At 59.7% G+C, this 22,372-nt stretch carries 19 protein-coding genes and 2 riboswitches; of the genes, 15 read left to right on the top strand and 4 right to left on the bottom strand.

Annotation, left to right across the window (positions count from 1 at the left end; all coding sequences use genetic code 11):
* Nucleotides 1-175 precede the first annotated feature (175 nt).
* The 6 genes from I3J13_RS06660 (at nt 176) to I3J13_RS06635 (ending at nt 8,711) form a co-directional block, all read left to right on the top strand.
* Nucleotides 176-913, top strand: coding sequence for a helix-turn-helix transcriptional regulator (locus I3J13_RS06660; RefSeq protein WP_080815561.1), 738 nt, complete (start codon nt 176-178; stop codon nt 911-913).
* A gap of 106 nt (nt 914-1,019) precedes the next feature.
* Nucleotides 1,020-4,481: a pyruvate carboxylase gene (gene pyc / locus I3J13_RS06655; RefSeq protein WP_196378335.1), complete on the top strand. Its 3,462-nt coding sequence runs from the start codon at nt 1,020-1,022 to the stop codon at nt 4,479-4,481.
* 126 nt (nt 4,482-4,607) lie between these two features.
* A complete protein-coding gene (locus tag I3J13_RS06650; protein WP_196378334.1) occupies nt 4,608-5,408 on the top strand; it encodes a DeoR/GlpR family DNA-binding transcription regulator in 801 nt (266 codons plus the stop codon).
* Between the two features lie 12 nt (nt 5,409-5,420).
* On the top strand, nt 5,421-6,611 hold the full coding sequence (locus I3J13_RS06645) for an MFS transporter (protein ID WP_020810992.1): 1,191 nt from the start codon (nt 5,421-5,423) through the stop codon (nt 6,609-6,611).
* A 120-nt stretch (nt 6,612-6,731) separates the two neighbouring features.
* Complete coding sequence (gene ispG, locus I3J13_RS06640; RefSeq protein WP_020010805.1) at nt 6,732-7,982, top strand: flavodoxin-dependent (E)-4-hydroxy-3-methylbut-2-enyl-diphosphate synthase; 1,251 nt, start codon at nt 6,732-6,734, stop codon at nt 7,980-7,982.
* A gap of 66 nt (nt 7,983-8,048) precedes the next feature.
* Nucleotides 8,049-8,711, top strand: coding sequence for a YiaD family glycine zipper/OmpA-like lipoprotein (locus tag I3J13_RS06635; RefSeq protein ID WP_003520323.1), 663 nt, complete (start codon nt 8,049-8,051; stop codon nt 8,709-8,711).
* A gap of 30 nt (nt 8,712-8,741) precedes the next feature.
* Here the strand turns inward: I3J13_RS06635 and I3J13_RS06630 are convergent, their stop codons facing one another.
* A complete protein-coding gene (locus I3J13_RS06630; RefSeq protein ID WP_196378333.1) occupies nt 8,742-9,656 on the bottom strand; it encodes a polyprenyl synthetase family protein in 915 nt (304 codons plus the stop codon).
* A gap of 236 nt (nt 9,657-9,892) precedes the next feature.
* On the opposite strand from I3J13_RS06630, the gene mtgA reads away from it, so the two are divergent.
* Nucleotides 9,893-10,540, top strand: coding sequence for a monofunctional biosynthetic peptidoglycan transglycosylase (gene mtgA / locus I3J13_RS06625; RefSeq protein WP_211393980.1), 648 nt, complete (start codon nt 9,893-9,895; stop codon nt 10,538-10,540).
* 15 nt (nt 10,541-10,555) lie between these two features.
* Here the strand turns inward: mtgA and I3J13_RS06620 are convergent, their stop codons facing one another.
* Both I3J13_RS06620 and metA read right to left on the bottom strand, forming a co-directional pair.
* Nucleotides 10,556-11,575 (bottom strand): aldose epimerase family protein, encoded by a 1,020-nt coding sequence (locus tag I3J13_RS06620; protein ID WP_035262185.1) that lies wholly within the window; start codon nt 11,573-11,575, stop codon nt 10,556-10,558.
* A gap of 75 nt (nt 11,576-11,650) precedes the next feature.
* Nucleotides 11,651-12,577: a homoserine O-acetyltransferase MetA gene (gene metA, locus I3J13_RS06615; RefSeq protein ID WP_003520328.1), complete on the bottom strand. Its 927-nt coding sequence runs from the start codon at nt 12,575-12,577 to the stop codon at nt 11,651-11,653.
* A gap of 83 nt (nt 12,578-12,660) precedes the next feature.
* Nucleotides 12,661-12,737: riboswitch (SAM riboswitch) on the bottom strand.
* Nucleotides 12,738-12,826: 89 nt separating this feature from the next.
* On the opposite strand from metA, the gene I3J13_RS06610 reads away from it, so the two are divergent.
* From I3J13_RS06610 to I3J13_RS06580, 7 genes are all read left to right on the top strand, one after another.
* A complete protein-coding gene (locus tag I3J13_RS06610) occupies nt 12,827-13,480 on the top strand; it encodes a thiamine diphosphokinase (protein ID WP_003520329.1) in 654 nt (217 codons plus the stop codon).
* Between the two features lie 4 nt (nt 13,481-13,484).
* A complete protein-coding gene (locus I3J13_RS06605; RefSeq protein ID WP_196378332.1) occupies nt 13,485-15,311 on the top strand; it encodes an ABC-F family ATP-binding cassette domain-containing protein in 1,827 nt (608 codons plus the stop codon).
* Nucleotides 15,312-15,409: 98 nt separating this feature from the next.
* Nucleotides 15,410-15,802 carry a VOC family protein gene (locus tag I3J13_RS06600; RefSeq protein WP_003520331.1) on the top strand — a complete coding sequence of 131 codons (393 nt, stop codon included), beginning with the start codon at nt 15,410-15,412 and terminating at the stop codon, nt 15,800-15,802.
* A gap of 45 nt (nt 15,803-15,847) precedes the next feature.
* Nucleotides 15,848-15,958, top strand: a riboswitch (TPP riboswitch).
* A gap of 39 nt (nt 15,959-15,997) precedes the next feature.
* Nucleotides 15,998-17,011, top strand: a complete 1,014-nt coding sequence (thiB, locus tag I3J13_RS06595) for a thiamine ABC transporter substrate binding subunit (protein ID WP_196378331.1) — start codon at nt 15,998-16,000, stop codon at nt 17,009-17,011.
* A gap of 19 nt (nt 17,012-17,030) precedes the next feature.
* Nucleotides 17,031-18,656: a thiamine/thiamine pyrophosphate ABC transporter permease ThiP gene (thiP, locus tag I3J13_RS06590; protein WP_196378330.1), complete on the top strand. Its 1,626-nt coding sequence runs from the start codon at nt 17,031-17,033 to the stop codon at nt 18,654-18,656.
* Nucleotides 18,653-19,369 carry a thiamine ABC transporter ATP-binding protein gene (locus I3J13_RS06585; RefSeq protein ID WP_196378329.1) on the top strand — a complete coding sequence of 239 codons (717 nt, stop codon included), beginning with the start codon at nt 18,653-18,655 and terminating at the stop codon, nt 19,367-19,369. The genes thiP and I3J13_RS06585 overlap by 4 nt, the downstream gene beginning before the upstream one ends.
* A gap of 253 nt (nt 19,370-19,622) precedes the next feature.
* Nucleotides 19,623-21,137 carry a M48 family metalloprotease gene (locus I3J13_RS06580; protein ID WP_196248055.1) on the top strand — a complete coding sequence of 505 codons (1,515 nt, stop codon included), beginning with the start codon at nt 19,623-19,625 and terminating at the stop codon, nt 21,135-21,137.
* A 12-nt stretch (nt 21,138-21,149) separates the two neighbouring features.
* Here I3J13_RS06580 and I3J13_RS06575 read toward each other — a convergent pair whose 3' ends face one another.
* Nucleotides 21,150-21,746 (bottom strand): TetR/AcrR family transcriptional regulator, encoded by a 597-nt coding sequence (locus I3J13_RS06575; RefSeq protein WP_196378427.1) that lies wholly within the window; start codon nt 21,744-21,746, stop codon nt 21,150-21,152.
* A gap of 97 nt (nt 21,747-21,843) precedes the next feature.
* Here I3J13_RS06575 and I3J13_RS06570 point away from each other — a divergent pair, with 97 nt between their 5' ends.
* A complete protein-coding gene (locus I3J13_RS06570) occupies nt 21,844-22,350 on the top strand; it encodes a DinB family protein (protein ID WP_196378328.1) in 507 nt (168 codons plus the stop codon).
* Nucleotides 22,351-22,372: the final 22 nt, after the last annotated feature.

Here is a 22,372-nt window from a genome sequence, read left to right as displayed (position 1 = left end):
CGAACCCGATGTTTCCCGGGACCTGCCGTCACAAGATTTCGCATCTTCGTTTCAGGGATTGCTAACGACGATATGTTCAATCTCAACCGACCGGCGCCCGAGTAACATGACGTCATCGCGGGACCACGTCCTTCGTGTCATTCCCTTCAAGCCAAGCTCCGGACCACGTGTCTTTATGCATGATATTCTTCACTTCATCTCTGCGTGTTACCAGGCGGGAAGCGCCGACCGCGTTCGTTCCGAATTTGCAACGCTCATTCGCGAATACGGTTTCGAATATTTTCTAGTCAGCAGGCGGATGACCGGGGAGCTCGCCTCCACCGGACACATCCTTGCGCAACATCTTCCCGAAGGCTGGCTGGAGGTCTACAGGGCCAAGAAATACAATCTCGTCGATCCCGTCCGCAAGGTGATCGGCATGGTGCACAAGCCATTTCAGTGGAAGGAAGCGCTGGAGGGCCTGCCGCGTGCTATGCATCGCAAAAGGGCGAGCGTCTTTTTCCACGATGCCGGCCGGTACGGTCTGCAGGGTGGTTACGCCTTTCCCGTACATGGCCGTGCGGGCTTCATCGGTGCGGTCTTCATTGGCGGCCAGGATCGGCAATTGCCCTCTTTGCAGGTGGAACTGCTCGATGCGGCCACACGTGCCGTGTTCTGGCGCCTGCTCGATCTTTCTGGGCAAGCCCATGGCTTCAGCAATGCCCCTGACGTTTCCGCCCTCGAGCTTACGAGGCGCGAAATGGAGGTGCTGACGCTGATGGCGGACGGCATGACCTCCACCGAAATTGGACGCCAACTATCGATCTCCAACCACACGGTCGATTGGTATATCAATGGAATCCAGCGCCGTTTCAGCGCCAAGAACCGGCAGCATACCGTAGCGCTTGCTTTTCGTCATGGTTTGCTGAGCTAGCGCAAACAGGACAGTTCTCGCCGGAATTGCCCTTTCCAAGACCGGGTTTTGCTGCTTAATTCCGCAGTGCAGCAGAAATTTTGTTTTGGCGTGTGGGGAGACCGTCTTGAAAATATCGAAAATACTTGTTGCCAACCGATCCGAAATTGCGATCCGCGTTTTCCGGGCAGCGAACGAGCTTGGGATTAAAACCGTTGCGATTTGGGCGGAAGAGGACAAGCTGTCTTTGCACCGCTTCAAGGCGGACGAATCCTATCAGGTCGGCAGGGGTCCGCATCTCGCCAAGGATATGGGACCGATCGAGAGCTATCTTTCGATCGAGGAGGTTATTCGCGTAGCCAAACTCTCCGGAGCGGACGCGATCCATCCCGGTTACGGTCTTCTGTCTGAAAGCCCCGAATTCGTGGAGGCCTGCAACAAGGCCGGCATCACCTTCATCGGACCGACGGCGGATACGATGCGCCAGCTCGGCAACAAGGTGGCTGCGCGCAATCTGGCGATCTCGGTCAACGTCCCCGTTGTTCCTGCTACCGATCCGCTGCCCGACGATATGGCGGAAGTGGAGCGCATGGCCGAGGAAATCGGCTATCCGGTCATGCTGAAAGCCTCCTGGGGCGGCGGCGGACGCGGCATGCGCGCCATCCGCAGACGAGAGGATCTCGCCCGCGAGGTGACGGAAGCCAAGCGCGAGGCGAAAGCCGCTTTCGGCAAGGACGAGGTCTATCTGGAAAAGCTGGTCGAGCGTGCGCGTCACGTCGAAAGCCAGATTCTCGGCGATACGCATGGCAATGTCGTGCATCTGTTCGAGCGTGATTGTTCGATCCAGCGCCGCAATCAAAAGGTGGTCGAGCGTGCGCCCGCGCCCTATCTCACCGAAGCGCAGCGTCAGGAACTTGCTGCCTACTCCCTGAAGATCGCCGCCGCGACCAGCTATATCGGCGCCGGCACGGTCGAATATCTGATGGATGCCGATACCGGCAAATTCTACTTCATCGAGGTCAATCCGCGCATCCAGGTGGAGCATACCGTCACCGAAGTCGTGACCGGTATCGATATCGTCAAGGCGCAGATCCATATTCTCGAAGGCGCCGCCATCGGCACCGCGGAATCCGGCGTGCCTCGCCAGGAGGATATCCGTCTCAACGGCCACGCGCTGCAGTGCCGTATCACGACGGAAGACCCCGAACATAACTTCATTCCGGATTACGGCCGTATCACCGCCTACCGTTCCGCCTCTGGCTTCGGTATCCGTCTGGATGGCGGTACTTCCTATACCGGCGCTGTCATCACCCGCTATTACGATCCGCTGCTCGTCAAGGTAACGGCCTGGGCGCCGCAACCGGATGAGGCGATCAACCGCATGGACCGCGCGCTGCGCGAATTCCGTATTCGCGGCGTGGCAACGAACCTCACCTTCCTCGAAGCCATCATCGGTCACGACAGTTTCCGCAACAATACCTATACGACTCGCTTCATCGATTCGACGCCGGAGCTGTTCGCGCAGGTCAAGCGTCAGGACCGCGCCACGAAGCTCCTGACCTATCTTGCCGACGTGACCGTCAACGGCCACCCGGAAACCAAGGGTCGCGCCAGGCCGTCCGAAAAGGCGGCAAAGCCCGTCGTGCCTTATATCGATGCGCCGACGCCCGATGGCACCAAGCAGTTGCTGGACAAGCTTGGCCCGAAGGGCTTTGCGGACTGGATGCGCAATGAAAAACGCGTTCTGGTTACCGATACGACCATGCGTGACGGGCACCAGTCGCTTCTGGCCACCCGCGTTCGCACCCATGATATTGCCCGTGTCGCCAGCGTTTACGCCAAGGCGCTGCCGCAGCTTCTCTCGCTGGAATGCTGGGGCGGGGCGACGTTCGACGTTTCCATGCGCTTCCTGACGGAAGACCCATGGGAGCGTCTTGCGCTGATCCGCGAAGGCGCGCCCAACCTGCTGCTGCAGATGCTTCTGCGCGGCGCGAACGGCGTCGGATACAAGAACTATCCCGACAACGTCGTGAAATACTTCGTCCGTCAGGCCGCAAGGGGCGGGGTCGATCTTTTCCGCGTCTTCGACTGCCTGAACTGGGTGGAGAATATGCGTGTCTCGATGGATGCGATTGCCGAGGAGAACAAGCTCTGCGAGGCGACCATCTGCTATACCGGCGATCTGTTGAATTCGGCGCGTCCGAAGTACGATCTCAAATATTATACCAACCTTGCCGCCGAGCTTGAAAAGGCCGGGGCTCATATCATCGCTGTCAAGGACATGGCAGGCCTGTTGAAACCGGCCGCCGCCAGGGTTCTGTTCAAGGCGCTGCGTGAGGCGACCGGTCTGCCGATCCACTTCCATACCCACGATACCTCGGGCATTTCCGCCGCGACCGTTCTTGCGGCCGTGGATGCCGGTGTCGACGCTGTCGATGCTGCAATGGACGCCTTCTCCGGCAATACGTCGCAGCCATGCCTCGGCTCGATCGTGGAGGCGCTGGCGGGATCGGAACGCGATACGGGTCTCGATACCGAATGGATCCGCCGCATTTCCTTCTACTGGGAGGCTGTGCGCAACCAGTATGCCGCCTTCGAGAGCGATCTCAAGGGACCGGCCTCGGAAGTCTATCTGCACGAAATGCCGGGAGGCCAGTTTACCAACCTCAAGGAACAGGCTCGTTCGCTGGGTCTCGAAAGCCGCTGGCACGAGGTGGCTCAGGCCTATGCCGACGCCAACCGCATGTTCGGCGATATCGTCAAGGTGACGCCGTCTTCCAAGGTCGTCGGTGACATGGCGCTGATGATGGTCAGCCAGGATCTGACGGTGGCCGACGTTGAAAACCCCGATCGTGAAGTGTCTTTCCCGGAATCGGTGGTGTCGATGCTGAAGGGCGATCTTGGACAGTCGCCCGGCGGCTGGCCGGCAGCCCTGCAGAAAAAGGCGCTGAAGGGCGAAGCACCCTATACGGTTCGTCCGGGTTCGCTGCTGGAAGATGCCGATCTCGATGCCGAACGGAAGGTGATCGAGACCAAGCTGGAGCGCAAGGTCGACGATTTCGAGTTCGCGTCCTATCTGATGTATCCGAAGGTGTTCACGGATTTCGCACTGACAGCCGAGACCTATGGCCCGGTTTCGGTGCTGCCCACCCATGCCTATTTCTACGGCATGGAGGACGGCGAGGAACTGTTTGCCGATATCGAACGCGGCAAAACGCTGGTCATCGTCAATCAGGCCTCGTCCGGTACGGATGACAAGGGCATGGTGACGGTGTTCTTCGAGATCAACGGCCAGCCGCGCCGCATCAAGGTGCCGGATCGTGCCCATGGCGCTTCCGGCTCCGCCGTGCGCCGCAAGGCCGAGCCCGGCAATGCCGTCCATATCGGCGCGCCGATGCCGGGCGTGATCAGCCGCGTCTTCGTCAATCAGGGCCAGGAGGTCAAGGCTGGCGACGTGCTGCTTTCCATCGAGGCGATGAAGATGGAAACCGCGCTTCACGCCGAACGCGACGGCAAGATCGCCGAAGTTCTGGTGCGCCCCGGCGATCAGATCGATGCGAAGGATTTGTTGATCGCTTACGGGGAATAAAGCCGTATCCGATCATTGATGAGTGTCAGACGCCCGCCTCTCCGGCGGGCGTTTTTTGTTGCGCAGCCGTAAAAACTCGAATATGCATGTTAGTGCACGTTTATTCCGGTTTATGCATGGGTTCCGATGAGCGATCATTTTGTCAGCGAGCGGCAGGCGCTCATCCTTGCGCAGTTACGGCAAAGCGGCCGGGTGCTGGCGCAGGATCTCGCGCAGAATTTCGGCGTTTCCGAAGACACCGTGCGCCGCGACCTGCGTGAGATGGCAGCCCGGGGAGAATGCCTGCGGGTTTATGGCGGGGCGTTGCTTTCCGACAGCAAAACGGTGCCGCTGAAGACGCGCATTGCCGAGGATGCCGACCGCAAGGCCCTGCTGGCGCGCGCCGTTGTCCCGCTTCTCGAGCCGGGCATGGTCGTCTTCATCGATGCCGGTTCCACCAATCTCGCCATTGCAAGGGCGCTTCCTGCCGGGCTCAACCTGACGGTGGTGACGAATACGCCCGCCATTGCCGCTGAACTGACGGGGCGGGCCGATATCGATCTGGTGCTGATCGGCGGCAAGGTCGATCCGGCCGTAGGGGCTGCGATCGACGCCATGGCGCTTCGGCAGCTCGAACTGATGCGGCCCGATCTCTGCATTCTCGGTGTCTGCGGCGTTGCGGCCGAGACGGGTCTGTCGGCGGATGTTTTCGAGGATGCGGTGTTCAAGCGGCTCGCCTGCAGCGCCAGCCAGCGGATTGTCGCCGCCATCACCACGGAAAAGCTCGGCCACAGGGCAGCTTTCCATGTGCATGATTTCTCCCCACCTCTTTCCCTCGTGCTGGAGCAGGATGCCGACCGCGCATTCGTCGAGGCGCTGTCGGCAGAGGGCGTACAGATTTATTGCGGCGATGATGACGTCGCTCAGTTTTCTCATGGTCAAGTCTGAAGGATATTGCCGATGAATGGCCCCACGACATTTTCGCCGACAGGCATACGCTCGTCCTATCTGACGCGGCACAGGCTGGGCGTTTCCCTGCTGTTCTTGATGAACGGTTTCATGATGGGGTCATGGGCGCCCAAGATTCCGGAATTTGCGGCGCGCCTGTCCCTCAGTGAGAGCGCGCTCGGCCTGATCATTCTGGTCTTCGGTATCGGTTCGCTGGTTTTCATGCCGATTGCCGGTTCGCAGATCGCCCGTTTCGGCTCGCGTACGGTCAGTCTCGTCACTGCGGCGATCTTTTTGCCGACTCTGCTTTTCATTTCCTGGGCGGGCACGGTGTGGGCCGGGGTGATTGCGGTGTTTCTGTTCGGCGGGCTGACGGGGGCGATGGATGTCGCCATGAACGCCAATGCCGTGGCGGTGGAACGGGATATGCGCCGCGCCATCATGTCGTCGTGCCACGCCTTCTGGAGCCTTGGCGGCCTGATCGGCGCCGGTCTTGGCGGTTATCTCATCACGGCCATCGGTGTGCAGGGACATGCCATTGCGCTAACCGTCATCGCGCTCGTGCTGCTGGTCATCGCGTGGCCGCGCGTCCTTGCGGATCGTCCGCATCCGGAGGAGGAACGCCCGAAAGGCGGCCTGCCGCTGACGCCGCTGCCGTGGATCATCGGCCTGATGGCGCTGTTCTCGATGATTCCTGAAGGCGCTATCCTCGACTGGGGCGCGCTTTATCTGCGCAATGAACTCGGCGCTTCGGTGTCGCAGTCCGGTTTCGCCTTCGCGGCCTTCTCCATGACCATGGCGGCCATGCGTTTTGCCGGCGATCTGGTGCGTGACCGCTTCGGCGCCGTGACGACCCTGCGCTTCTGTTCGGCCATGTCGATTATCGGTCTTATGATTGCCGGTCTTGCGGGAAATTCCACTATCGCGATCATCGGCTTTGCGATTGCCGGCATCGGCATTTCCAACATGGTTCCCATTGCCTTTTCCGCCGCCGGCAACATGCCGGGACTGGCGCCCGGCATTGGTCTCTCGGTGGTCACCACCATGGGCTATTCCGGTATTCTGGTGGCGCCATCGGCCATCGGCTTTATTGCCGAACATACCGGCCTTGCCAGTGTCTTCATCGCCCTGCCGCTCTTGCATGTGGTGGTTCTGCTGCTTTCGCGGCTCGCCCGCCATGCGGATGGTGCGGGCAAGGAATAGGCGTCTCGAATTTTGCCATGATTGCGGTAAAGTAGAAGCTCTCATGCGTTGGGTGTTGACAAGCAGGCTTGCCTGTTTCACCTCAATTGCCAGACCTTGCCGCAAGCTCCAGAGACCGCCATGACGTCACATGCCGATTACGATCCCAAGCCCCGCCGCGCATCCGTCGCCGTAGACGTGGGCGGTGTCATCGTCGGTGGCGGCGCGCCCGTCGTCGTGCAGTCGATGACCAACACCGATACGGCGGATATCGACGCCACCGTGCAGCAGGTGGCGGCGCTCTTCCGGGCCGGTTCGGAAATCGTGCGCATCACCGTTGACCGCGACGAGAGCGCGGCCGCCGTGCCGAAAATCCGTGAGCGGCTGCTGCGGCTTGGGCTTGATGTGCCGCTTGTCGGCGATTTCCATTATATCGGCCACAAGCTTCTGGCTGATCATCCGGCCTGTGCCGAAGCGCTGGCGAAATACCGCATCAATCCCGGCAATGTCGGTTTCAAGGACAAGAAGGACAAGCAGTTCGGCGAGATCGTCGAAATGGCGATCCGCTACGACAAGCCGGTGCGAATCGGCGTCAACTGGGGGTCGCTCGATCAGGAACTTCTGACGACGCTGATGGACAAGAACAAGGAGCAGGGCTTCCCGCTCTCTGCCCGTCAGGTCACGCGTGAGGCCATTGTTCAGTCGGCGCTGATTTCCGCCGAGCTTGCCGAAGAGATCGGCCTGCCGCGCAACCGCATCATCCTGTCGGCCAAGGTTAGCCAGGTGCAGGACCTGATCGCCGTTTATTCCATGCTGTCGGAACGCTCCGATCACGCCCTGCATCTCGGTCTCACCGAAGCGGGCATGGGCTCCAAGGGCATCGTCGCCTCGTCCGCCGCCATGGGTTACGTCTTGCAGCACGGCATCGGCGATACGATCCGTGTTTCGCTGACGCCGGAGCCGAATGGCGACCGCACCCGCGAAGTGCAGGTGGCGCAGGAACTGCTGCAGGTCATGGGTTTCCGTCAGTTCATTCCGGTCGTTGCGGCATGTCCCGGCTGCGGGCGCACCACGTCCACCGTTTTTCAGGAACTTGCCCAGAACATCCAGAATGATATTCGCAAGAACATGCCGATCTGGCGTGAGAAATATCCGGGTGTCGAGGCGCTCAATGTCGCTGTCATGGGCTGTATCGTCAACGGTCCCGGTGAAAGCAAACATGCCGATATCGGCATTTCCCTGCCCGGAACTGGCGAAAGTCCGGCAGCGCCCGTCTTTATCGACGGTGAAAAGGCGCTGACCCTGCGTGGTCCCAATATCGCCGCCGATTTTGAAGCGCTTGTGATCGATTACATCGAAAAGCGTTTTGGCCGGAAAGATGCGGCGGAGTAAAGAGTACCGTGAAAAGGCCGGAATTCCACTGTCATACCTCCTGAACCTCTCGGAGCATCAAAACACATGATCAAAAAAATCGCGATCGTCGCCCTTTGCGGGACCTATCTTTCCGCCTGCACCACCACCGATCCCTATACGGGTGAACAGAAGATGTCGAACACGGCGGGCGGCGCCGGCATCGGCGCCGTGGTCGGTGCTCTGGGCGGTTTGGCTGTCGGCGGTTCGCCGACCGGTCGCCGTAATGCCGCGCTTATCGGTGCGGGCATCGGCGCGCTCGCCGGCGGCGCCATCGGCAATTATATGGATGGCCAGGAAGCCGAGCTTCGCGCCCAGCTTCAGGGAACCGGCGTTTCGGTTACCCGCCGAGGCGACAGCATCGTTCTCAACATGCCGTCGAACATCACCTTCGCGACGGACCAGGATCAGGTCATCCCGCCATTCTATCAGACGCTCGATTCCGTCGCCATCGTGCTGAACAAGTTCAACCGCACGCTCATCGACATCAACGGCCATACCGATTCGACCGGCAGCGCCGGTTACAATCAGGGCCTTTCGGAACGTCGTGCCGCATCGGTCGCCAATTATCTCGGCGCGCGTGGCGTCGACCAGCGCCGTATTTCGACGCTCGGCTTCGGCCCGTCGCAGCCGATCGCTTCGAATGCAACGCCGGATGGCCGCGCCCAGAACCGTCGCGTCGAAGTGCTGATTTCGCCGCTCAAGGGCTGATTGGATAATGAAAAGCTGAGTGGAAGCCGCTCAGCTCTTTCGTTCAGCGATGAATCTGGCGGCCGCGATGAGAATCGCGGCCTTTTCTCCATAAGGGGCCAGCAGTTCGCTGGCTTCCGCCACTTGCTCCCGCAGCTGGTTGCGTGCCCAGTCCTCGCCGCGCAGCGCCACAAGCGTTCCCTTGCCGCGCGCGGCGTCCTTGCCGGTTGCCTTGCCCATGGTGGCGGCATCGGCCGTCAAATCCAGAAGGTCGTCGGCAAGCTGGAAGGCGAGGCCGATCTTTTCGCCGAAGAGACGCAGCCTTTGCCTCTCGGAAACATCGCGGCCGGCGATGATTGCGCCCGCCTCGCAGGCAAAACGCAGCAGTGCACCGGTTTTCATAGCCTGCAATGTAATGACGCCGGCTTCATCGGGTGCTTTCTTTTCCGCAGCGAGATCGAGCGCCTGGCCGCCGGCCATGCCGCCGATGCCCGCTGCGCGGGCAAGCGAGAGTACGAGCGCGGCCTTGCGCTCGGCCGCGAGCGGATTTTCGTCCGATGCGATGATATCGAAGGCAAGCGTCAGCAGGCTGTCGCCGGCGAGAATAGCGGTTGCCTCATCGAATTTGCGATGCACGGTCGGCTGGCCGCGGCGCAGGTCGTCATCGTCCATGGCCGGCAGATCGTCATGAACAAGCGAATAACAATGGAGGCATTCAAGTGCCGCGCCGACATAAAGGGCGGCTTCGGCATTCCCGCCTGCAAGGGCGGCACTTTCGATGACGAGGAAGGGCCGCAGGCGTTTGCCGCCGTTCAGCACGCCATGGCGCATGGCGTCGAGCAGGTTTTGCGGACGCGTGATCTCATCCGCGCGGGCTTCGCCGGAAAGCAGGCGGCCAAGCAGGGCTTCGGTTTTAGCCGCGTTTTCGCGCAGCTTCTTTTCGAAATTTGTCATCGCAGCGTCCATGCCGCGCTCTTTGGCATGCCGCGCGAATGCAGGCAAACCTTTTCGTGATTCCAGAGGTGCAACTATTTGAGCGGACTCGCCTTGAAGGCGGCAATGGACTATGAAAGGCTTCAATTGGTGCGGGGCTTTGACGAATATTGAGCAGTACGCCTGAAAGCGACGCAGATTACGCCGTGCTGGCGGAAGACCGGAGCAGTCCGAAGGTGGATTTTCGCACGTTGGCAAAGCGTATCGTCATGACCTTGCTGGCTTTGCTGATCCTGCCCTATCTGCTGATTCCGGTTTATGCGCTGCCGTTTATCCGGCCGGTCTCGACGCTGATGCTCGCCGATCTGGTGACCCTGCAGGGATATGACCGGCGCTGGGTGCCGCTTGAGGATATTTCGCCGCGCCTTGTGCAATCCGTGATGATGTCCGAGGACGGGCAATTCTGTTTCCATGGCGGCGTGGACTGGAACCAGATGCAATCCGTGGTCAGCAATGCGCTCGACGGGGCCGCGACGCGTGGCGCCAGCACCATTCCGATGCAGACGGCCAAGAACCTGTTTTTATGGAACGGACGTTCGTTTTTGCGCAAAGGGCTGGAGTTGCCGCTGGCGATTGCCGCCGATTTCGTCTGGTCCAAAAAACGGATGATGGAGATTTATCTCAACGTTGCCGAATGGGGACCCGGCATTTATGGAATCGAGGCTGCCGCCCAGCATCATTTCAAGGTGCCGGCCGCAAAACTCAGCTCCCGTCAGGCGGCGCTGCTGGCTGTGTCATTACCCAATCCAATCGACCGCGTCGCCAGCAAGCCGGGACGCGGGCTGCAACGGCTTGCCGGCCTTATAGAACGCCGCGCCCGCGCTTCCGGCGGCTATGTCGGCTGCGTGCTGGATTGACCCCGGCGCGCCGCTTCAGCCTTTCTTGAAAATATAGTCGGTTTCCTGTCGCAGGGTTTCGCCTGGCCGCAGGATGGCGTGCGGGAAATCCGGGTGGTTGACGGCGTCCGGCCAAATCTGCGTTTCCAGGCAGAAACCGGCAAAGGGGCCGTAGTGACGGCCATCGAGGCCCGGAACGGGAACGTCCAGTTTGAAGGCCGAATAAAACTGCACACCGGGTTCGGTGGTGTGAACCTCAAGGGCGATATCGGAGGCCGGCGAATAGGCGCGGGCGACCTTGCGTTTTGCGCGGCGCTCGGGCGACAGGCAGAAATTATGGTCGTAGAGAACCTGCTCGCCATTCTCCTTGCGCCGCATCGGTGTCGGGTGGCGCAGGTCGAAGACGGTGCCTTCAACGGAGCGGATTTCGCCCGTCGGTATCTGCTTGTCATTGGTGGGCAGGTAAAAATCAGCCGCGATGCTGATCTCATGCCCAAGTGCGGTGTCTGCGCCATCGAGATTGAAATAGGAATGCTGGCAGACATTGGCGATGGTCGGCTTGTCGGTCACCGTTTCATAGACCACCGAAAGCACGCCGCCGTCGAGGATCGTATAGGTGGCCGTGACCGTGCAATTGCCGGGATAACCGGCGCGGCCATCGGGGTCGATGATCTGCAGAACCGCGTGGCTTTCGCCATGTTCCATCAGCATCCAGTTGCGTTTTCCCATGCCGTCGCTGCCGCCATGCAGGTGGGTTACGCCTTTTTCGTTGAGCTCCAGCTGGTATTCGTGCCCGTCGATCGAGAACCGGCCGTCGCCGATACGGTTGGCGTTGCGGCCGGGGGTGGCGCCGAAATAGGAGGAATATTTGTAGTCCTCGAACCTGTCGAAGCCGAGAACGAGCGGCGGCTGGTGACCCTCGAGGCGCAGATCCTGAATGACCGCGCCCCAGGTGATGACCTTGGCCGTCAGCCCGCCTTTCGAGATGGTGACGCGTTCGACTTTTTCGCCGGTCGCCGTGAAACCGAAATTCTCCCGCGCCGCCGCGTCGCTCATCTCGTCATTCTCCCTAGTGTTGCGAATTGCCGGGCGGACGTTGCGTCATTTTCCGGCAATTCGCAATCCCGCAATTTACGCCGCCAGTTGCCCGATGGCTTCGAGATCATAGGGTGTCGTCTGGTATATCTCGTTGATCCAGTTGCCGAAAAACAGATGGGCATGGCTGCGCCAGCGGTTGAGCGGGGCAAGCTCCGGATCGTTGTGCGGAAAATAATCATGCGGCAGCTTGATGGGCACGCCGGCATTCGCGTCACGGAAATACTCGTCCGAAAGCGATGTCGAATCATATTCGACATGGTTGAACATATAGAGCCTGTTGCCCTCTTTCTCATGCACCAGACAAACGCCCATTTCCTCGGATTCCATCAGGATTTCGAGTTTCGGATGTTTTTCGATATCGGCGCGGCGTACTTCCGTCCAGCGCGAGACCGGGACCTGGAAATCATCCGAAAAGCCGTTCAGATAGATCGATGAGGGGCAGAGATTGCGGTGACGGTAGACCCCGAAAGCCTTTTCCTTCAGCTCGTGCTTCGGTACGCCATGGAAATGATAGATGGCGGCCATCGCGCCCCAGCAGACATTCAGAGTCGAATGGACGTTGGTCTGCGTCCATTCGAAAATTTGTCGCATTTCGTTCCAGTAGGTCACGTCTTCATAGGCCAGCGTCTCCACGGGCGCGCCGGTAATGATGAAACCGTCAAACTTGCGGTGGCGCACTTCCTCCCACGTCTCGTAAAAGGACAGAAGATGTTCTTCCGGCGTGTTCTTGGCGCGATGGCCGCCGATCCGCACCAGCGACAGCTCCACCTGCAGCGGCGAGGCGCCGACGAGGCGCGCCATCTGGATTTCCGTCTTGATCTTGTTCGGCATGAGGTTGAGAAGCCCGATCTGGAGCGGGCGGATATCCTGCCGGATGGCCGCCGTTTCGGTCATGACCCGCACGCCCTCATGAACGAGGGTCTCAAAAGCGGGAAGCGTATCGGGAATCTTTATCGGCATGTCGAACTCTCTTTTCCGGATCACGTAAAGAACGTTGCGAAAACAAAAAAACCGGCAGCGAAATCGCGACCGGTCCCAGGAAATTGCCCTTTTCCTCGACCCTTTAGCGACTTCTTTAAAGTGGCTGCAAGCCGGTCGGCAAATCACCACTGAGGCGTTTCATAATCCCGAAGCCGGCGAAAATCAATATAGGCCGATTTCATCGGGTTTCCGCTTTCCATTTTTGGCCGAGGTGCGATAAGGCAGGGCATGGATAAAGAGCGCTTCACCATTCTGCTTGGCGGCGATGTTACGGTGACCGATCGTCTGCAAGAGGCGGTCGCGGATAGCCGTGTGATTGCGGCCGACGGCGGCATGCGCCATGCCGGGCCGCTTGGCCTTGCGCCGGAGTTGTGGGTCGGGGATTTCGATTCCGCCAGCAAAGAGTTGCTGGAGGCCTGGCCCGATGTAGCGCGGCAGCCATACCCGGCCGCAAAGGCGGTGACGGATGGCGAGATCGCGGTATCGGAAGCTCTCTCCCGTGGAGCGCATTCTTTGGTGCTTGTCGGTGCGCTTGGAGGCGCGAGAAGCGACCATGCGCTTCAGCACCTTCTTTACGCGGTGGCGCTCGCCGAACGTGGTATCGACGTTACGCTGACCTCCGGTGAAGAAGAGGCGCGGCCGCTGCTTGCCGGTTCGCTGGATATCGATTTGCCGCCCGCCTCGCTGTTTTCGGTTGCCGGATTTACCGCCCTTGAGGGGCTCGATATCGGCAATGTGCGTTATCCGTTGAAGGATTTCGCGCTTGCTTTCGGTTCGTCCCGCACTATTTCCAATGTCGCGAATGGCGGCCCCGTGCATTTCTCGCTGAAAAGCGGAAAAGCCATCGTGCTCGCCCGCCCTTATGATCTGACCGGAGCCTGACGCCTTGGCACCCCCAATTTTGAAACTCGATGACATCAAGCTGACTTTCGGCGTGACCCCGCTGCTCGACGGCGCCAATCTCCAGGTGGAACCGGGCGACCGCATCTGCCTTGTCGGGCGCAACGGTTCCGGCAAGTCCACCCTGATGAAGATCGCCGCGGGTCTGGTCGAGGCGCAGTCAGGTGAGGTTTTCCAGCATCCGGCCGCCACCATCCGTTATCTCGAGCAGGCTCCGGATTTTGCCGGTTACGACACGGTTCAGGCCTATGCCGAAGCGGGGCTCGGCCCCGGTGACGATCCCTATCGCGTCACCTATCTTCTGGAGCATCTTGGCCTCACCGGACAGGAACATCCGGCGAGCCTTTCCGGCGGTGAAGCGCGACGTGCGGCCCTTGCCCGCGTCATGGCGCCGGAACCCGATATCCTGATGCTGGACGAACCGACCAACCATCTCGATCTGCCCACCATCGAATGGCTTGAAAGCGAGCTGCAGCAGACGCGCAGCGCGCTGGTGCTGATTTCGCATGACCGGCGTTTTCTCGAAAAGGTCTCGACCTCGACCGTCTGGCTGGATCGTGGCCAGTCCCGTCGTCTCAATCGCGGTTTTGCCCATTTCGAGGAATGGCGCGACAAGGTGCTGGAAGAGGAAGAACTGGAACAACACAAGCTCGGCAAGGCCATCGAGCGTGAAGAACACTGGATGCGTTATGGCGTGACCGCAAGGCGCAAGCGCAACATGCGCCGCGTTGGCGAGCTTCAGGCCATGCGTGCGGAATATCGCGGCCATAAGGGACCGCAGGGCACGGTGCAGGCGACCGTTACCGAAGGGCGTGAATCCGGCAAGCTGGTCATCGAGGCCGAGGCCATCACCAAGGCTTATGGCGAGCGCGTGATCGTCGCGCCGTTTTCGCTGCGCGTCCATCGCGGCGATTGCATCGGTTTCGTCGGCCCGAATGGCGCCGGTAAAACCACGCTTCTGAAGATGCTCACCGGCCAGCTGGAGCCCGATAGCGGCACGGTGAAGCTCGGCACCAATCTGGAAATCGCGACGCTCGACCAGAAACGCGAGGATCTCAATCCCAACGATACGCTCGCGCATTATCTGACCGATGGCCGCGGTGAAAATCTGCTGGTCAACGGCGAATTGAAGCATGTGACGGGCTATATGAAGGATTTCCTGTTCCAGCCGGAACAGGCCCGTACGCCGATCCGCAACCTTTCTGGTGGCGAGCGCGCGCGCCTTATTCTGGCACGCATTCTGGCGCGGCCGACCAATCTTCTGATCCTCGACGAGCCGACCAACGATCTCGATATCGAAACGCTCGACCTGCTGCAGGAAATCGTTGCGGGCTTTTCCGGCACCGTTATCCTCGTCAGCCACGACCGCGATTTCCTCGACCGCACCGTCACCTCCACCATCGCGCCCGTCAATCCGGATGAGCCGGACGGACGATGGATCGAATATGCCGGCGGCTATTCGGACATGATGGCGCAGCGCAAGGGCGCGGCGGAAGAAAAGCGCAAGGCTGAGAAACAGGAAAAGGCGAAGGCCGCACCTTCCGCCTCTGCATCGCAGGATCCTTCAAAGGCCAAGGGCAAGCTTTCCTTCAAGCAGAAATTCGCGCTCGAAAACCTTCCCAAGGAGATGGAAAAGGCGCAGGGCGAAATCGCAAAACGCGAGCAGCGCATGGCCGATCCGGAACTTTTCACAAAGGACCCGGCGGCCTTCAACACGCTGGCGCAGGAAATGTCGAAGCTGCGCGACAAGCTGGAGGCCATGGAAGAAGAATGGCTGGAACTGGAGATGCTGCGCGAGGAACTGGAGGGCTGAAGGTAATCAGTTCCCCGTTTGGCCGGTCCTCCTTCGGCCTTTGACAGAAAAGCTGAATTGCCGTTCTATGCCGGCGTTCGTTTGGAGGAGTTGTGAAAATGCGCATGATTTTCGTCAATCTGCCGGTCAAGAATATCGAGACATCAAGAAACTTCTTCACTGCTCTCGGTTTCAGCTTCAACCCGGAATATTCGGATGACCGCACGCTATGCATGATCGTGGAAGAGAATATCTTCGTGATGCTTCTCCAGGAGGGACGTTTCCGCGATTTCATCAACGGCGACATTGCCGACGCGACGCGAACCACCGAGGTTCTGACCTGTCTTTCCGCCGGAAGCAGGGAGGAAATCGACCGGATGATCGCCACGGCGCTTGCCTCCGGCGGCAGCGGCTGGAAGCCTGTTCAGGACCATGGCTTCATGTATGCCGGCAGCTTTCAGGATCCCGACGGGCACGTCTGGGAACTGGTGCATATGACGGAACAGGGCTGACATCGGCCATCTTGCCAATCGGAGACGGCGGGACTACACCATCATCTTGATCTAACGGGGTGTCTTTTGCGCTTGGGTGCAAAAGGCTGAGAGGCTTGCCAACCCGAAGAACCTGATCCGGTTCATACCGGCGGAGGGATTAGACGGCTTTAACGCAGGCGGCTATTTCCCTATCGTTTTTTTGAGGAGATACCCGTGCGCCGTCGTCTTTTCCTGAATTCCCTCGTTGCCGCCTCGCTGTTTCTGCCCGGTCTTGCCGTCGCACAGGATAGACAGGAACTGACTGTCTACACCTATGAAAGCTTCGTTTCCGAATGGGGTCCCGGTCCCAAGGTGAAGGAGGCCTTCGAGAAGGTTTGCAATTGCACGGTCAATTTCGTCGGCGTGGCCGATGGCGTGGCGCTGCTCAATCGTCTGAAGCTTGAAGGGGCGGGGTCCAAGGCGGATGTCGTCGTCGGTCTCGACACCAATCTTGTCGCGGAAGCAAAACAGACCGGTCTGTTCGATGTCAGCGGCATCGATGCATCGGCGGCCAAGGTGCCAGGCGGCTATACGGACGATGTTTTCGTTCCCTATGACTACGGCCATTTCGCTGTCATTTATGACACGCAGACGGTGAAAAACCCGCCGACGAGCCTGAAAGACCTCGTGGAAGGCGACCCCTCGCAGAAAATCGTCATTCAGGATCCGCGCACCTCCACGCCGGGGCTTGGCCTGCTGCTATGGGTGAAATCGGTTTACGGCGACAAGGCCCCGCAGGCCTGGGAAAAGCTCAGGAAGCGCATTCTCACCGTTACGCCGGGCTGGTCGGAATCCTATGGCCTCTTCACCAAGGGTGAGGTGCCGATGGTGCTCTCCTACACCACCTCGCCCGCCTATCACATGGTCGCTGAAAAAACGGATCGTTATCAGGCCGCCGCCTTTTCCGAGGGGCATTACATCCAGATCGAGGTTTCCGGTCTCCTTAAAAACGCGCCGCATAAGGAACTGGCAAAGCAGTTCCTCGCTTTCACGCTGACATCCGGTTTTCAGGATGCCATTCCGGAAAACAACTGGATGATGCCGGTTGCGGCGACCTCGAAGCCCTTGCCGGAGGCGTTTTCAAAACTCGTGGTGCCGCAGAAGACTTTCCTGATGGATCCGGAAGAGGTGGCGAAGAACCGCAAGGCATGGATCGATGAATGGCTTGCCGCCATGAGCATGAATTGAGGAAGAGGCACACCCGCGCATGATGCTGCGTCGCGATTACCGGCGGTCGATCATTTTCGGAACGGCGGCTTTTGCCGCCGTTTTCCTGTTCATGGCGCTCGCGGTTGCGGCTCTCCTGTCCTTCGATGCCGGCGCGTCCGCCGCCGGCATCATGGATGCCTATACGTTGCGCATCCTGCGTTTCACGCTTTATCAGGCAACGCTTTCAACCCTTCTTTCCATTGGTCTCGGCCTGCCGGTGGCGCTGGCGCTTTGCCGTCGGCGCGAGTTTCCAGGAAGGATCTGGATCATCAGACTGATGGCGGTGCCGATGGGTCTGCCGGTGATCGTCGGCGCCTTCGGTATCATCACCATCTGGGGCAGGCAGGGCGTTTTGAATTCGGCACTCGTTTTTGCCGGGGCGGATGAACCTTTCAGCATTTACGGCCTGTCTGGCATTCTTATTGCCCATGTGTTTTTCAATCTGCCGCTTTCGGTGCGGCTGATGCTGGCAGGGCTGGAGCGCATTCCGGGCGAATATTGGCGCATGGCCGCGAGCCTCGGCATGGGGCCGGTTTCGATTTTTCGGTTTATCGAATGGCCGGCGGTCGCGCGTCTCGTTCCCGGCATTGCCGGGCTTGTCTTCATGCTGTGCGCCACCAGCTTCACGCTTGTTCTTCTGTTGGGTGGCGGGCCAGCGGCAACGACGCTGGAGGTGGCGATCTATCAGGCGCTGCGGTTCGATTTCGATCCGCAGCGGGCGATTGCACTTTCGGTTTTGCAGATTGCCCTCACCGCAATCCTGCTCGGCCTTCTTGCCTTTTTGCCGTCGCCCGAAGCGGAAATTCCCTCGCTTGGTCGTTCCCTTCGCCGTTTCGATGGAAAGGGCATCGGTGCCCGCCTCTGGGATGGCGCGGCAATCGTGTTCGCTGTTCTGCTGATCGGCCTGCCGCTTATCGCCATCGCTGTCTCGGGTTTGAGGGCCGATCTGCCGCGTCTTCTGTCCGCGCCGATTTTCCTGCGCGCGGCGGCGACCAGTCTTGCAATCGCCGCACTCTCCGCAGCCCTTGTCGTGCTTTGCTGCATGGCGATCATCGGCGCACGCCAGGCGATAGGCTCCAGACGGCAGGCAGGGCAACCCCTGCGCTTCCTCTCCGCCATGCTGGGGGCAGGGTCTTCGCTGGTGCTTTTGGTGCCGCCAGTCGTATTGGGAAGCGGGTGGTTCCTGTTATTGCGGGTTTTCGGCGATGTCAGCTTCTATGCGCCCGTCCTCGTGGCGCTGATCAACATGCTGATGGCTTTGCCGCTTGCCATGCGGGTGCTGGAGCCGGCCTGCACCAGTCATTTTTTGCGAACCGGCCGGCTTTCCGCCAGTCTCGGGCTTCAGGGCCTGACGCGGCTGCGGTTCGCCGATCTTCCGGTTCTGTGGCGGCCGCTGGCCATGGCGTTTTCCTTCGCCATGGCCCTGTCTCTCGGCGATTTAGGCGCGGTTGCCCTGTTCGGATCGGAAAGTTTCGTCACCCTGCCATGGCTGGTTTATAGCAATATGGGCAGCTATCGTACCAATGATGCCGCCGGTTATGCCTTCCTTCTCGGTGTCGTCTGCCTGCTGCTTGCCGCAGGCGGTGTCGCACGGCAATCCCAATCAGCAAGGGCGAGCATATGACAGGCGATGATTTTGCCGTTGAACTGGACAAGGTCAGGCTGCGGCTTGGAACACAGGATTTCGACCTCGATTGCACATTCCCGCAGAGCCGGATAACCGCCGTCGTCGGCGCGTCCGGTTCGGGCAAGTCGACGCTTCTCAACCTCGTCGCCGGTTTCGAGGCGCCGGATTCCGGCCGCGTGATGATCTGCGGGCAGGATATGACAGCGCTCGATCCTTCGGAAAGACCGGTCTCATCGATCTTTCAGGATAATAATCTGTTTGCGCATCTCGATATCTTCACCAATGTCGCTCTCGGTGTCAGCCCCGGGCTGAAATTGCGGGCGGAAGACCGGGAAAGGATTGAGATGGCGCTTGCACGTGTCGGCCTGGCGGGTTTCGATAAACGTTTGCCGGGCACGCTTTCCGGCGGAGAAAGGCAGAGAGCGGCGCTGGCGCGTGCGCTGGTCAGAAAAAAACCGGTCATGCTGCTCGATGAGCCCTTTGCCGCACTCGATCCGGGATTGCGGGCGGGTATGGCCTCCCTGCTTCTCGACTTGCATGGAGAAACAAAAAACACGGTGATTATTGTCACCCACCATCCCGAAGACATAAAGAAGCTGGCGCAGCAGGTGGTTTTTCTTGATCGCGGCCGGGTTGTCTATGTCGGCTCGACCGCAGATTTCTTCGCCACACAAAATGTGAAGGCGGTGGACAGTTTTCTGAACGGGTGATCGCCTTATTTTCGACGTGTGCCGCTGGCAATCGCTTTAGATGACTTCAATGGCGCTAATTTGCACTTGCCAGTTTCAAGTTGTTGCCCGAGAAAAGATGGGAATTATTGCGTTCTTCAGGAATAATCCGGACTTGATGGATCGTTTTTACCATTTCGGCATTCATCGCCCGTTGGGGCGAATCTGTTATTCTGGTCTGCAATTAACGGATGATCAGGAACGTTAGGGGCAGGCATAGAGAATGAGAAATAGCATGACTGCACAGTGGAGGCTCTTCTCCCGTTCAGGCCTTCGCCGTTCGGGCAGGATGGCTGCCGCCTGTTCCGTGCTGACCGCGTCTGCGGTGTTCCTGTCGTCGTGCCAGTCTCTCTTCAGCCCGGCCTACCAGTCCACCCTGCGCCCGTCGGATAATCCGCAGACCGTGGAAGAGGTGCAGAAGAATGATCCCCGTGCCCAGATGGGTGCGCGCGAGCATCCGCGCATCGTGGCGAGTTATGGCGGTGAATATCGTGACGCCAAGACGGAGCGGCTTGTCGCGCGTATCGCCGGCGCTCTGACGGCCGTTTCGGAAAACCCGCAGCAATCCTATCGCATCACTATCCTCAACTCGCCGGCCATCAACGCCTTTGCTCTGCCGGGCGGATATCTTTACGTAACGCGCGGGCTTCTGGCGCTTGCCAACGATGCTTCGGAAGTGGCCGCCGTGCTTTCGCATGAGATGGGCCATGTCACCGCCAATCACGGCATCGAACGCCAGCGCCGCGAAGAGGCGGAGGTGATTGCCAGCCGCGTGGTTGCCGAAGTGCTGTCGAGCGATCTTGCCGGCAAGCAGGCGCTTGCGCGCGGCAAGCTGCGGCTCGCGGCCTTTTCGCGCCAGCAGGAATTGCAGGCGGATGTGATCGGCGTGCGGATGCTGGGCGAGGCCGGTTACGACCCCTTTGCCTCGCCGCGTTTTCTGGATTCCATGGCGGCCTATGCGCGGTTCTCTTCTGCCGATCCCGAAAACGACCAGAGCCTCGACTTCCTTTCCAGCCACCCCAACACGCCGCAGCGCATCGAGCTTGCGCGCCGTCATGCCCGCGCCTTCGGCCAGGACGGCCAGGTCGGGGATCGTGGTCGCGACTGGTTTCTGGATGGCATAGACGGCCTGCTTTATGGCGATAGCCCGCAGGAAGGTTATGTCCGCGGCCAGACGTTCCTGCACGGAACGCTCGGCATTCGTTTCGATGTGCCGGAAGGTTTCGTCATCGACAACAAGGTCGAGGCCGTTCTGGCGACGGGACCGGGCGATATGGCGATCCGTTTCGACGGCGTCGCCGATCCGAAACAGACGACCCTTGCCAATTACCTGACCAGCGGCTGGGTTGCCGGCCTGTTGCCGGAAACCGTCAAGGAAACCCAGATCAATGGTCTGGAGGCTGCGACAGCCCGGGCAAGTGCGGATAAATGGGACTTCGACGTGACCGTCATTCGTGTCGGCCAGCAGATATTCCGTTTCCTGACCGCCGTGCCGAAGGGCAATACACAGCTCGATTCCATCGCCAATACATTGCGCACCAGCTTCCGCAAGATGACGCCACAGGAAATCGCCTCGCTGAAGCCGCTCAGGGTACGGGTGGTGACGGTGAAGCCCGGTGAAACCGTGGCGACGATGGCGGCGCGGATGATGGGAACCGACCGGAAGCTCGACATGTTCCGCATGATCAATGCCATGAGCGCCACGGCCACCATTCAGCCGGGCCAGCGGGTGAAGATCATTTCGGAATGAGCTGACGGCCTCTCATTCACCGGTTGCCTGAGACAGGTAGGCGTGAACGAGTGCAATCATTTCCCGTCTGACTTTGGGCGACTGCAATTCTCCGCGGCGGGCGGCACTATGAATGATGCCGTCAATGGCATCGGATACGATCAGCGCCGCGGTTCTGCTTTCGCCCTTTGTGCCGGCCGTCATATGTGCCGCGATCGCTGCAGCGTAGAGACCGAGATATTCCTGTTCGAAAACGCTGTTGGGATCGTTCGTCCCTTCGTGGCTGGGCGCATCGTCCAGAAGGACCTTGTGAAGACCGGGATGGATGCTGTGGACCCCGATCATGCCGGTCACGAGCTCTTCCACGAATTTCGCAAGCGATTGCCGCTTTTGCGAGACGCTCTTCATGACGGAGAGACAGTCCTCGAGGTGACGATGGCGCACCGCTTCCACGATTGAAATCTTGTCCGGGAAATATTGATAGAGCGAGCCGATGCTGACACCAGCCGTTTCGGCGACCCTGTTCGTGGTAAAACCCGCCCAGCCATGATCGCTCAAAATGCGAGCCGCCGCGTGAATAACGGCATCGACCGTGGCGCGGGAACGCTCCTGACGCGGCTCCTTGCGCATCTCGGTCTTCCGCTTTGCAATGCGAGTAGACAAGGCATCCTCCATGGCGAAAATATAAACATAGTGCTCACATTTTTCAGATGTAAAGGATATTGCGATGAGGGATCTGCTCAGGAGCCTGCTCGGCTATCACCAATGGGCGAACAGGGACTTGTTCGAGAAGCTGAAACACCTCGATCCCGTCCAAAATGCATCCCAACGGCACACGGCAATCCGGCTGATCAATCACTATTACGTCGTCGCGAGGATTTTTTCGGGTCACCTCACCGGAACGGCACATGGCTTTCTCTCGGATAATACCGAGGCAACGCCGCAGCTGGATGATCTTGCGAAGGATGTCGCCGCTCTCGATGGCTGGTATCTCGATTATCTCGAGAAAACATCGCCGGCATCGCTTGGCGAATTCGTCGCCTTCACCTTCACGGATGGGGACAAGGGTTACATGTCCCGCGCTGAGATGATCTCACATATGGTTCTGCATGCGGGCATTCACAGGGGCGAGGTCGCGCGTATTTTGAGCCAGCTCTCCATCACGCCGCCCTGGGATACTTTTGCCGTGTTTCTGCACGGCACGCAGCCGCAGCGGCGTTTGCAGGGACTATAATAAAAACCACCCGCCCCCTGCG

Source organism: Agrobacterium leguminum, from assembly GCF_015704895.1.
Lineage (GTDB): Bacteria > Pseudomonadota > Alphaproteobacteria > Rhizobiales > Rhizobiaceae > Agrobacterium > Agrobacterium leguminum.
Note: the sequence above shows the minus strand (reverse complement) of the source record. Positions and strands in the feature narration are given on the sequence as shown.